Below are 12727 nucleotides of genomic sequence, written 5' to 3'. Positions count from 1 at the left end.
CACAGGCCACGTTGAGTTCATTCGAAGGGGTGGCGAATGGTGGCGATTCTGGAATCGCCATGGCTGGGCGCGTGATCGTAGGATTACTTTGAGTGCACGATTCCTGGAGATGCACGCACTCGTGGGTATGCCGGAGGCAATCCGGTTCCCGTTCGAGAGGTGAGAACTGTCGGACGCGGGGCCGTATTCACCGGCATTCTGGTAGGGCTTTGCGCACACAGCGCACAAGTGGATTGACAGATGGGGGTGTTCCAGTGGGCGACAACGGCGGAAGCGGTGCGAACGCTGACAAGCGCCCCAACGAGCTGCTCGGCTCCTGGTTCGCGCGCAGCGGCTGGTCCAAGGGCGAGCTCGCACGCCAAGTGAACCGCCGGGCCCGCCAGTTGGGTGCCAGTCACATCTCGACGGACACCTCGCGGGTGCGCCGCTGGCTCGACGGGGAGAATCCGCGCGAGCCGATTCCGCGGATCCTGTCGGAGCTGTTCTCGGAGCGCTTCGGCTGTGTGGTCGCGGTCGAGGACCTCGGGCTGCTCACCGCCCACCAGTCACCCTCCGTGTCCGGCATCGACCTGCCCTGGACGGGCCCGCAGACAGTGGCGCTGATCAGCGAGTTCTCGCGCAGCGACCTGATGCTGGCGCGGCGCGGCTTCCTCGGGAGCTCGCTCGCCCTGTCGGCGGGCCCGGCCCTCATCGAGCCCATGCAGCGCTGGCTGGTCCCCGGGCCCACCGCCCCGCGCGAGGAGCCCGAGCCCGTTCCGTCCGCGCGGGGCCGGAGCCGGCTGTCCAAGCCCGAGCTCGACCTCCTCGAGACCACCACGGTGATGTTCCGCAAGTGGGACGCCCAGTGCGGCGGCGGTCTGCGCCGCAAGGCCGTCGTCGGCCAGCTCCACGAGGTGACCGACCTCCTCCAGGAACCCCAGACCGAGGCCACCGCCAGGCGCCTGTTCAAGGTCGCCGCCGAGCTGGCCGAGCTGGCCGGCTGGATGAGCTACGACGTTGGGCTGCAGCCCACGGCGCAAAAGTACTTCGTCCTCGCACTGCACGCCGCCAAGGAAGCGGGCGACAAGCCACTCGGCTCGTACGTCCTCTCCAGCATGAGCCGTCAGATGATCCACCTCGGCCGGCCCGACGACGCTCTGGAGCTCATCCACCTCGCCCAGTACGGGAGCCGGGACTGCGCGAGCCCGCGCACCCAGGCGATGCTGTATGCGATGGAGGCCCGCGCGTACGCGAACATGGGCCAGCCCGGCAAGTGCAAGCGGGCCGTCCGGATGGCCGAGGACACCTTCGCCGACGCGGTCGAGTTCGACGAGCCCGAGCCCGACTGGATCCGTTTCTTCTCCGAGGCCGAGCTCTACGCCGAGAACTCCCACTCGTTCCGCGACCTCGCCCATGTCGCGGGCCGCAGCCCCGCCTACGCCTCCCTCGCCGAGCCCCTGATGCGCAAGGCCGTCGACCTCTTCGCCGATGACTCCGAGCACCAGCGGTCGTACGCACTCAACCTCATCGGCATGGCGACCGTGCACCTCCTGCAGCGCGAGCCCGCGCAGAGCGCGGTGCTGGCAAAGCGGTCGATGGAAATCGCCAAGAACGTGCGGTCCGAACGTGTCAACACGCGGATCCGAAAGACCGTCGACACGGCTGTACGCGATTTCGGTGATCTTTCCGAGATCGTCGAATTGACCGACCACCTCGCCACCCACCTGCCCGAGACCGCCGAGGCGGTCTGACCCCTTCCGGCCCCGTCACTCGAAGGGCCCCATGCGACCCCGGCCGCGGCCGCCATCCCGAACTGCCCGACTCGGCTCCCCCTGCCAGGTCATCGGATGGCTGTCGCGGCCGGCCTGCATTCCGTGATCTACCCGGGCGGAATCACGCGAATGATCAGCCGACGTGCGGCGACGCCGGCGCATGAACCCGGGCGGATGCCATTCCCAGCAGGTTGCGTCACGATAACGATCAACGCGGTCGGCATCCTGCAGTTCATCAACGCGTAACACTCCCGGCGCCTTCGTCACTGCGGTGAAACATCGAGGGGCTTCGACGGAAACGGCGCTGCGCCAATCTCATGGCGCATAACCGGCCCACCCCTCACTGACCGGACCGCTCAGGCTTCGCCCGCACGGGGCCGTACCAACCGACGAGGAGACGCCGATGGCACCAGCCATCATGCTTGCGGCGGACGCACCCAAGCTGTCGTCCGCCAATACAGGCTTCATGCTCATCTGCTCCGCCCTGGTGATGCTCATGACCCCGGGCCTGGCCTTCTTCTACGGAGGCATGGTCCGCGTCAAGAGCACTCTGAACATGCTCATGATGAGCTTCATCAGCCTCGGGATCGTCACCATCCTGTGGGTGCTCTACGGCTTCTCCATGGCCTTCGGTACCGACAGGGGCTCGGTCGTCGGCTGGACCTCCGACTTCGTCGGCTTCAGCGGCATCGGCAAGATGGACCTCTGGCCCGGCTACACCATCCCGGTCTTCGTCTTCGCCGTCTTCCAGCTGATGTTCGCCATCATCACGCCCGCACTGATAAGCGGCGCCCTGGCGGACCGCGTGAAGTTCTCGGCCTGGGCGATCTTCCTGGTGCTGTGGGTCACGATCGTGTACTTCCCGGTCGCCCACTGGGTCTGGGGCACCGGCGGCTGGGCCTTCGACCTCGGCGTGATCGACTTCGCCGGCGGTACGGCGGTCCACATCAACGCCGGTGCGGCGGCGCTCGGCGTGATCCTCGTCATCGGCAAGCGCGTCGGCTTCAAGAAGGACCCGATGCGTCCGCACAGCCTCCCGCTGGTCATGCTCGGCGCCGGTCTCCTGTGGTTCGGCTGGTTCGGCTTCAACGCCGGCTCGTGGCTCGGCAACGACGACGGCGTCGGACCGCTGATGTTCGTCAACACGCAGATCGCCACCGCGGCCGCCATGCTGGCCTGGCTCGCCTACGAGAAGATCCGCCACGGTGCGTTCACCACGCTGGGTGCCGCCTCCGGCGCGGTCGCCGGTCTGGTCGCCATCACCCCGTCCGGCGGTGCGGTCTCCCCGCTCGGCGCGATCGCCGTCGGCGCCATCGCCGGTGTCGCCTGCGCCGCGGCCGTCGGCCTGAAGTTCAAGTTCGGCTTCGACGACTCGCTCGATGTGGTCGGCGTCCACATGGTCGGCGGAATCATCGGGTCCCTGCTCATCGGCTTCTTCGCCAGCGGCAAGGGCCAGTCCGCGGTCAAGGGCCTCTTCTACGGCGGCGGCCTCGACCAGTTCTGGAAGCAGTGCGCCGGCGTCTTCGCGGTCCTCGCCTACTCCCTCGTCGCCTCCGCGATCCTGGCCTTCCTCCTCGACAAGACCATCGGGATGCGGGTCCCCGAGGACGAAGAGGTCTCCGGTATCGACCAGGCCGAGCACGCCGAGACCGCATACGACTTCAGCGGCGCCGGTGGCGGTGTCCTCGGGAGCGTCGCCTCGGCCCTCACCGCCGCGCAGACCAAGAAGGTGGACGCATGAAGCTCATCACCGCCGTCGTGAAGCCGCACCGGCTCGACGAGATCAAAGAGGCCCTCCAGGCCTTCGGAGTACATGGTCTGACGGTCACCGAGGCGAGCGGCTACGGTCGGCAGCGGGGACACACCGAGGTCTACCGGGGTGCCGAGTACACGGTCGACCTTGTCCCCAAGATCCGTATCGAGGTACTGGCCGAGGACGACGACGCCGAACCGCTCATCGATGTCATCGTCAAGGCGGCTCGTACCGGCAAGATCGGAGACGGCAAGGTCTGGTCCCTCCCGGTCGAGACGGCCGTCCGGGTCCGGACCGGCGAGCGCGGCCCCGACGCGCTGTAAGGCACCGAGGAACAGGAGTCGCCGGGTGACGAGTACGGACGTGCGTACGGATGCAGAGGGCTCGGGACCCAGAGGCTACGCGGCGGCCCGGCTGCGCCTCCTCCAGGAGGGGGCGCAGTCCGGGCCGCCGCGCCGTGCGGCCCTGGCCGCACTGACCGACGGCTGGCTGGCCGAGCTGTTCACCGCGGGTGCCGAGGGCCTGCGCGGTGTCTCCCTGGTCGCCGTCGGGGGATACGGCCGCGGCGAACTGTCGCCGCGCAGCGACCTCGATCTGCTTCTGCTGCACGACGGCGGCGACAGCAAGGCGGTCGCCGCCCTCGCGGACCGCATCTGGTACCCCGTCTGGGATCTGGGCCTCGACCTCGACCACTCCGTACGCACCCCGTCCGAGGCCCGCAGGACGGCGGGCGAGGACCTCAAGGTGCAGCTCGGCCTGCTGGACGCACGGCACCTGGCGGGCGACCTCGGGCTGACCGCGGCCCTGCGGACGGCCGTCCTCGCCGACTGGCGCAACCAGGCCCCCAAGCGCCTGCCTGAGCTGCAGGAACTGTGCGCCGAACGGGCCCGGCGCCAGGGTGAGCTGCAATATCTGCTGGAGCCGGACCTCAAGGAGGCCCGGGGCGGGCTGCGCGATGCCACCGCCCTGCGCGCGGTCGCCGCCTCCTGGGTCGCGGACGCCCCGCGCGAGGGTCTGGCGGACGCCCGGCGCCGGCTGCTGGACGTACGGGACGCGCTGCACCTGACCACCGGGCGCGCCACCGACCGGCTGGCGCTGCAGGAGCAGGACCAGGTCGCCGCCGAGCTCGGCCTGCTGGACGCCGACACGCTGCTGCGCCAGGTGTACGAGGCGGCGCGGGTCATCTCGTACGCGAGCGATGTGACATGGCGTGAGGTGAGCCGTGTCCTGCGGTCACGCGCTGTGCGGCCTCGGCTGCGGGCCATGCTGGGCGGTGGCAAGCCCGTCGCGGAGCGGTCCCCGCTGGCCGAAGGCGTGGTGGAACAGGACGGCGAAGTGGTGCTCGCCCGGGCCGCGCGCCCTGAGCGGGATCCCGTGCTGCCCCTGCGCGCCGCCGCTGCCGCCGCTCAGGCCGGCCTCCCGCTCTCCCTGCACGCCGTACGCCGTATGGCCGCCACCGGGCGCCCGCTGCCGACGCCCTGGCCCGCCGAGGCCCGGGAACAGCTCGTCACCCTGCTGGGCTCCGGCCGCCCGACCGTCGAGGTCTGGGAGGCACTGGAGGCCGAGGGGCTGATCAGCCGCCTGCTGCCCGACTGGGAGCGCGTGCGCTGCCGCCCCCAGCGCAACGCCGTGCACATCTGGACCGTCGACCGGCATCTGATCGAGACCGCCGTACGCGCCTCCGAGCTGACGCGCCGGGTCGGCCGCCCCGACCTCCTCCTGATCGCCGCGCTTCTGCACGACATCGGCAAGGGCTGGCCCGGCGACCACTCCGTGGCGGGCGAGATCATCGCGCGGGACGTGGCGACGCGCATCGGCTTCGACCGCGACGACGTCGCCGTGCTCGCCGCGCTCGTACGCCACCACCTGCTGCTCGTCGACACGGCCACCCGGCGCGACCTGGAGGATCCGGCCACGGTGCGCTCGGTCGCCGAGGCAGTCGGCTCGCAGAGCACGCTGGAACTGCTGCATGCGCTGACCGAGGCGGACGCCCTGGCCACCGGGCCCGCCGCCTGGTCGTCCTGGCGGGGCGCGCTCGTGAACGACCTGGTCAAGCGGGTCTCGGCGGTGCTGGCCGGCGACGACCCCGCCGCTCCGGAGGCGGCCGTGCCCACTGTCGAGCAGGAGCGGCTCGCTATCGAGGCGTTCCGTACGGGCGGACCTGTGCTCGCCCTGCGCGCACAGCCCGAGCCGCCGTCCGAGGAGCGCTCCGGCGAACCGGAACCTCTCGGCGTGGAGCTTCTGATCGCCGTACCGGACCAGCCCGGGGTGCTGCCCGCGGTGTCGGGTGTGCTGGCGATGCACCGACTCACCGTCCGCACGGCGGAGCTGCGCGCCCTGGACCTGCCGGACGGTGTCCACGAGGGCTCGGTCCTGCTGCTCGACTGGCGGGTCGCGGCGGAGTACGGCTCGCTGCCGCAGTCCGCCCGGCTGCGCGCCGACCTCGTACGGGCCCTGGACGGTTCCCTGGACATCGGCGCACGCCTCGCCGAGCGGGACGCGGCCTACCCCCGCCGCCGGGGCGTGCTGGCGCCGCCGCCCCGGGTCACGATCGCCCCCACGGCCTCCCGGCACGCCACGGTGATCGAGGTACGCGCCCAGGACGCACCGGGGCTGCTGTTCCGGATCGGGCGGGCGCTGGAGAAGTCGGGTGTACGGGTGCGCAGCGCCCATGTCAGCACCCTGGGCGCGAACGCCGTGGACGCCTTCTATGTGACGACTGCCACGGGTACGCCGCTGCCGGGGGAGGACGCGGCCACGGTGGCGCGGATGCTGGAGGAGACGCTGCGGGCCTGAGGCCTGGCCGGTTCCACCGGCCCGGGAGCGGGCCCCCCGGCCTGCTCTTCCGTCGGCGGGGATGATTTGCCCGCCGGTCCGGATACCCTGGAGGGCAGCCCAAAACGCCCCCGACTCCGAGGACCGACGCCGCCGTGTTCGACACCCTCTCCGACCGCCTCAGCGCGACTTTCAAAAACCTCCGCGGGAAAGGCAGGCTCTCCGAGGCGGACATCGACGCCACAGCGCGCGAGATCCGCATCGCGCTCCTCGAAGCGGACGTGGCGCTGCCGGTCGTCCGGACCTTCATCAAGAACGTCAAGGAGCGCGCCCTCGGCGCCGAGGTCTCCCGGGCCCTGAACCCCGCCCAGCAGGTCCTCAAGATCGTCAACGACGAGCTGGTCACCATCCTCGGCGGGGAGACCCGCCGCCTCCGGTTCGCCAAGCAGCCCCCGACAGTGATCATGCTGGCGGGTCTGCAGGGTGCCGGTAAGACGACCCTCGCGGGCAAGCTCGCCAAGTGGCTCGAGGAGCAGGGCCACTCCCCGCTGCTGGTCGCGGCCGACCTCCAGCGCCCGAACGCCGTGAACCAGCTCAGCGTCGTCGCCGAGCGCGCGGGCGTGGCCGTCTTCGCGCCGGAGCCGGGCAACGGTGTCGGCGACCCGGTCAAGGTCGCCAGGGACTCCATCGACTTCGCCAGGACCAAGGTCCACGACATCGTGATCGTGGACACCGCCGGCCGCCTCGGCATCGACCAGGAGATGATGCAGCAGGCCGCGGACATCCGGGACGCGGTCTCGCCCGACGAGATCCTCTTCGTCGTCGACGCGATGATCGGCCAGGACGCCGTCAACACGGCCGAGGCCTTCCGGGACGGCGTCGGCTTCGATGGTGTGGTGCTCTCCAAGCTCGACGGCGACGCCCGCGGTGGTGCGGCTCTGTCGATCCGCCAGATCACCGGCAAGCCGATCATGTTCGCGTCGAACGGTGAGAAGCTCGAGGACTTCGACGCCTTCCACCCGGACCGGATGGCCTCCCGCATCCTCGACATGGGTGACCTGCTCACCCTGATCGAGCAGGCGGAGAAGACGTTCAGCCAGGAAGAGGCCGAGAAGATGGCCTCCAAGCTGGCGTCCAAGAAGGGCCAGGACTTCACCCTGGACGACTTCCTGGCCCAGATGGAGCAGGTCAGGAAGATGGGCTCCATCTCCAAGCTGCTCGGCATGCTCCCGGGCATGGGCCAGATCAAGGACCAGATCAACAACCTCGACGAGCGGGACGTCGACCGCACGGCCGCGATCATCAAGTCGATGACTCCGGGCGAGCGCCAGGAGCCGACGATCATCAACGGCTCCCGCCGTGCCCGCATCGCCAAGGGTTCGGGTGTCGAGGTCAGCGCGGTCAAGAACCTGGTCGAGCGCTTCTTCGAGGCGCGCAAGATGATGGCGCGCATGGCCCAGGGCGGCGGCATGCCCGGTATGCCGGGGATCCCGGGCATGGGCGGCGGCCCCGGCCGCAGCAAGAAGCAGCCGAAGAAGGCCAAGGGCAAGCAGCGCTCCGGCAACCCGATGAAGCGCAAGCAGCAGGAGCAGGAGGAGGCCGCGCGTCGCGCCGCCGCGGCCGAGGGCGGCGCCTTCGGCCTGCCGCAGCAGAGCGATCAGGAGTTCGAGCTGCCGGACGAGTTCAAGAAGTTCATGGGCTGACTTCCACGGCGGTCCACGGGGCCGTACGAGGCTGAGGGCGCCCCTGTCCGCAGGGGCGCCCTCAGCGCGTGCCGGGGCCTTCTGGGTGCCGTACCGTCCGATATATGACGAATGCCGCGCCACCACGCAAGACCCCGGACAAGCCGTGGCGCACCGAAGGCACTCCGGAGGAGTCATCCCGGCGATCCGGCGGCAGAAGACCCCCGGGCGGCTGGTGGAGTCTGGCCGCCGCCGCAGTGATCGTCTTCGTCGTCGCCTACGCCGCCCTCACCTACTTCACCGCGGCCAATCAGCCGACGATCTCGTACACGGAGTTCAGCAGGCAGCTCGGCAACGGCAACGTCTCCAAGGTCTACTCCAAGGGCGACGCGATCCAGGGACAGCTGAAGACCGCGCAGCCGAACCCGGGCGGCGGGAAGTACACCAAGTTCAAGACGCAGCGCCCCGCCTTCGCCGACGACAAGCTCTGGCAGAACCTGACCAAGCACCATGTCACGGTGACCGCCCAGCCGGTCGTGCAGGAGCGCAGTTTTCTGTCCAACCTGCTCATCTCACTGCTGCCGCTGCTGATCCTGGTGGCGGTGTGGGTCTTCATCGCGCGGCGGGTGCGGACCGGGCTGGGCGGCCCGGGCGGCATGCTGGGCCGCAGGGCGCCCCCCAAGCCCGTCGAACTGCAACCGGGCAAGCTACGCACCACGTTCGCCGACGTGGCCGGGATCGACGAGGTCAAAGGCGAGCTGAGCGATGTCGTCGACTTCCTCAAGAACCCGGACGCCTACCGCAGGATGGGCGCCAAGATGCCGCGCGGCGTGCTGCTGACGGGCCCGCCGGGCACCGGCAAGACTCTGCTGGCACGGGCGGTGGCCGGCGAGGCGGGCGTGCCGTTCTTCTCCGCCTCGGCCTCCGAGTTCATCGAGATGATCGTGGGCGTCGGCGCCTCCCGGGTCCGCGAGCTGTTCGCCGAGGCCCGCAAGGCGGCCCCGTCGATCATCTTCATTGACGAGATCGACACGATCGGGCGGGTGCGAGGCGGCGGGGCGTCGCTGGGCGGCCATGACGAGCGCGAGCAGACGCTGAACCAGATCCTCACGGAGATGGACGGTTTCACCGGTTCGGAAGGCGTGATCGTCATCGCGGCCACGAACCGGGCCGACGTCCTGGACCCGGCACTGACCCGGCCCGGCCGCTTCGACCGGGTGGTCACCGTCTCACCGCCGGACCGCGGCGGCCGCGAGGCGATCCTGGGGATCCACACACGCGAGATGCCTCTGGCCCCGGACGTGGACCTGCCCCAGGTGGCCCGGATGACCCCGGGCATGACGGGTGCCGAACTGGCCAACCTCGCCAACGAGGCGGCGCTGCTGGCGGTCAAGCGGGGCCAGCAGCAGATCATGCAGCAGGATTTCCTGGAAGCCCTGGAGAAGGTGCAGCTCGGTGCCGAACGCGCGCTCCTGCTGCCCGAGGAGGACCGCCGGCGCACCGCGTACCACGAGAGCGGACACGCCCTGCTGGGCATGCTGCAGCCCGGCGCGGACCCGGTGCGCAAGGTCACGATCGTGCCGCGCGGCCGGGCGCTCGGGGTGACGCTGTCGACCCCCGAGGTGGAGAAGTACGCGTACTCCGAGGAGTACCTGCGGGGCCGCATCATCGGCGCCCTCGGCGGCATGGCGGCGGAGGAGGTGGTCTACGGAGTCATCACCACGGGATCCGAGAGCGACCTGGAACAGGTCACCAACATCGCCCGCGGCATGGTCGCCCGCTGGGGCATGAGCGAACGGGTGGGCCGCTTCTCGGCTCTGCCCAGCGACGCCCAGCAGGCGTACGGCCTCTCCGCGGCGCCGCACACGCTGGATGTGATCGAGAGCGAGATGCGCAGCATCGTGGACCAGTGCTACGCCGAAGCGTGCCGCAAGCTCGAGGAGCACAGGGGCCAGCTGGACGCTCTCGCGGAAGCCCTCCTGGCCAACGAGACCCTGGACGAGGCGGAGGCGTACCGCATCGCCGGGGTCCTGCGCCTGGGCAAGGACGACTGAGCGCCCGCGGAGCCGGCAGGGCGCGCGCTCGTCTAGGGGACGCGCACGATCAGGTAGCGGAACACATTCGGCATCCACACCGTGCCGTCGGCCCGCAGGTGCGGGTGCAGCGCCTCGGCCAGCTCCTTGTCCGCCTGTTCCCGGTCCGTGGCGGCGATCGCCGCGTCGAAGAGCCCCGTCGACAGCATCCCGCGTACCGCGCTGTCCAGGTCGGCGTACCCGAAGGGGCAGGCGACCCGCCCCGATCCGTCCGGCCGCAGCCCGCAGCGCTGCGCCGTCTCCTCCAGGTCGTCGCGCCGGGCCGGGTGCCGGCCGCCCGCGCCGTGCTCGGGATCGGCCAGTTTCCTCGCCAGGCCGAGCACCGGCGACGTGCTGCACCGCTCCGGCGGGCCCCAGCCGGTGAGCACCATGGCCGCACCGTGCTCGGCGAGCGGCTTCGCGTCCGCGAGCCGGTCCGCGAGGACCGCACCGTCACCGGCGGCGGCTCCGATCGGCTCGAAGGCGGTCAGCAGGTTGTACGCCGGCGCTCCGGGGGCGGGCGCCGCGTCCCGCGGGGAGCCGTCGACGATCCGGGTGCCGGCACGCGCGCGCGTGCCCGGCGTCCCCGGGAGCAGCCGCTCCCGGGCGAGTGCCAGGCGTTCGCGGGCGCCGCAGTCGACACCGGTGACCGAGGCGCCCCGGGAGGCGGCCATCAGCAGGGCGAGACCGGCACCGCACCCGAGCCCGAGCAGCCGTGTCCCGGAGTCCACTTCGAGCCGTTCGTACACGGCTTCGTAGAGCGGCACCAGCATCCGCTCCTGGATCTCCGCCCAGTCACGCGCGCGTGCACTCCGGTCCACGCGGGGAGTCGCTCCCGCGTGGGGGATGTGCTGTCGCACGAGAGTAGGTGTCATCGAAAGCGCCTCATTCCGCCGAGAGTTGTCGCTGCGTCCGTGTCCTTCAGCCCCCGTGATGCGCGCTTGTGCTCCCCCCGAGTCCCCCCGTATGCCAGGTAACTCCGCGCCCGTCGTGGCGTCCAGGGGGTGCGGAGGACTCCTTGTGAGCCGTCCGTGCGCCCCCCTCCACCCCGGGTGACAAATTCATTCACGGCGCGCGGAGGTGTCCCCGTACCATCGCGCCATGGCAAAGGCACCCGTTCTCACGCCCCGGGCGGACGACTTCCCGCGCTGGTACCAGGACCTGATCAACAAGGCCGAACTGGCCGACAACGGGCCGGTGCGCGGCACCATGGTCATCCGACCGTACGGGTACGGACTGTGGGAGCGGATGCAGGGCGAGATGGACGCCCGCATCAAGGAGACGGGCACCCAGAACGCGTACTTCCCGCTGCTGATCCCGCAGTCGTACCTCACCAGGGAGGCAGACCACGTCGAGGGGTTCGCGCCCGAACTCGCGGTGGTCACCCACGGCGGCGGCAAGGACCTCGAAGAGCCCGCCGTGGTCAGGCCCACCTCCGAGACCATCATCAACGACTACTTCGCCAAGTGGATCCAGAGCTACCGCGACCTGCCGCTGCTGATCAACCAGTGGGCCAACGTGGTGCGTTGGGAGCTGCGGCCTCGCCTGTTCCTGCGCACCTCGGAGTTCCTGTGGCAGGAGGGCCACACCGCGCACGCCACCTATGAGGAGGCCCGCGACTTCGCCGCCCACATCCAGCGGAACGTCTACGGGGACTTCCTGGAGAATGTCCTCGCGATCGACTTCGTGTCCGGCCGCAAGACGGTCAGGGAGCGCTTCGCCGGCGCGATCAACACCTTGACGCTGGAAAGCATGATGGGCGACGGCAAGGCCCTCCAGATGGTCACCAGCCATGAGCTGGGCCAGAACTTCGCCAAGGCGTTCCACACCCGCTACCTGTCGAAGGACGGCACGCAGGAGTACGTCTGGCAGACCTCCTGGGGCTCCACCACCCGCATGATCGGCGCGCTGGTCATGACACACGGCGACGACGACGGACTCCGCGTCCCGCCGCGCCTGGCGCAGATTCAGGCCGTTGTCCTCGCGATCAAGGGCGACGACGCGGTTCTGGCCAAGGTCCGCGAGCTCGGCCACCGGCTCAAGGAGGCCGGGATCCGTGTCCAGGTCGACGACCGCACCGACACCCCCTTCGGTCGCCGCGCCGTCGACTGGGAGCTCAAGGGCGTGCCCGTCCGCATCGAGATCGGCCCCCGCGACCTGGAGAACGGCACAGCGATGCTGGCCCGTCGTATCCCCGGGGGCAAGGAGCCGGTGGCGCTCGAGTCGATTCCGGGGCTGCTTCCGGGGATCCTCGAGGAGGACCAGGCGCTGCTCCTGGCGCAGTCGCGGGAGCGCCGCCTGTCCCGTACGGCGGAGGTCTCGACGATCGACGAGGCCGTCGAGGCGGCGGTCGCCGGCGGCTGGGCCCGCATTCCGTGGTCCGTGCTCGGCGAGGACGGCGAGGCCAAGCTGACCGAACATGCCGTGACCGTACGCTGTCTGGTCACCGAGGACGGGGCGGTTCCCGACGCGGACGACGCACCGGGTAACGTCGCGGTCGTCGCGCGCGCTTATTGAGGTAAGAGACCGAAACACCTCTTGCGCATCGGCAGACCCCAGCTGCTCCGGCGTGCGCGGTTCACCTACGCGTCGGTGCGTAGCGGTCGCTACGCACCGGCTTGGTATGAGCTGTGAGACTTCTCCGCAGATCAGCGCACCCGCCCTCCTCCGGACGCATCAGTGCCAACTGACGGG

8 protein-coding genes are annotated in these 12727 nt (G+C 70.3%); 7 read left to right on the top strand and 1 reads right to left on the bottom strand.

The window, feature by feature from the left end; all coding sequences use genetic code 11:
- Nucleotides 1–254: 254 nt before the first annotated feature.
- From nsdA to ftsH, 6 genes are all read left to right on the top strand, one after another.
- Nucleotides 255–1730, top strand: a complete 1476-nt coding sequence (gene nsdA, locus ACQEXA_RS18770; RefSeq protein ID WP_432933016.1) for a transcriptional repressor NsdA — start codon at nucleotides 255–257, stop codon at nucleotides 1728–1730.
- Between the two features lie 424 nt (nucleotides 1731–2154).
- On the top strand, nucleotides 2155–3492 hold the full coding sequence (locus tag ACQEXA_RS18765) for an ammonium transporter (RefSeq protein WP_359397161.1): 1338 nt from the start codon (nucleotides 2155–2157) through the stop codon (nucleotides 3490–3492).
- On the top strand, nucleotides 3489–3827 hold the full coding sequence (locus ACQEXA_RS18760) for a P-II family nitrogen regulator (protein WP_359397163.1): 339 nt from the start codon (nucleotides 3489–3491) through the stop codon (nucleotides 3825–3827). The genes ACQEXA_RS18765 and ACQEXA_RS18760 overlap by 4 nt, the downstream gene beginning before the upstream one ends.
- 25 nt (nucleotides 3828–3852) lie before the next feature.
- Nucleotides 3853–6300, top strand: coding sequence for a [protein-PII] uridylyltransferase (locus tag ACQEXA_RS18755; protein WP_432933019.1), 2448 nt, complete (start codon nucleotides 3853–3855; stop codon nucleotides 6298–6300).
- A gap of 134 nt (nucleotides 6301–6434) precedes the next feature.
- A complete protein-coding gene (ffh, locus tag ACQEXA_RS18750) occupies nucleotides 6435–7982 on the top strand; it encodes a signal recognition particle protein (protein ID WP_360998383.1) in 1548 nt (515 codons plus the stop codon).
- 104 nt (nucleotides 7983–8086) lie between these two features.
- Nucleotides 8087–10015: an ATP-dependent zinc metalloprotease FtsH gene (ftsH, locus tag ACQEXA_RS18745; RefSeq protein ID WP_433130603.1), complete on the top strand. Its 1929-nt coding sequence runs from the start codon at nucleotides 8087–8089 to the stop codon at nucleotides 10013–10015.
- 32 nt (nucleotides 10016–10047) lie between these two features.
- Here the strand turns inward: ftsH and ACQEXA_RS18740 are convergent, their stop codons facing one another.
- Entirely contained in the window at nucleotides 10048–10908 is an 861-nt protein-coding gene (locus ACQEXA_RS18740; protein WP_433130601.1) for an SAM-dependent methyltransferase, read from the bottom strand.
- A 226-nt stretch (nucleotides 10909–11134) separates the two neighbouring features.
- Between ACQEXA_RS18740 and proS the strand changes: the two genes are divergently transcribed.
- Entirely contained in the window at nucleotides 11135–12550 is a 1416-nt protein-coding gene (gene proS, locus ACQEXA_RS18735) for a proline--tRNA ligase (protein ID WP_432933025.1), read from the top strand.
- Nucleotides 12551–12727: the final 177 nt, after the last annotated feature.

Origin of the sequence: Streptomyces sp. CA-106110 (assembly GCF_050936285.1) — a bacterium.
Lineage (GTDB): Bacteria > Actinomycetota > Actinomycetes > Streptomycetales > Streptomycetaceae > Streptomyces.
Note: the sequence above shows the minus strand (reverse complement) of the source record. Positions and strands in the feature narration are given on the sequence as shown.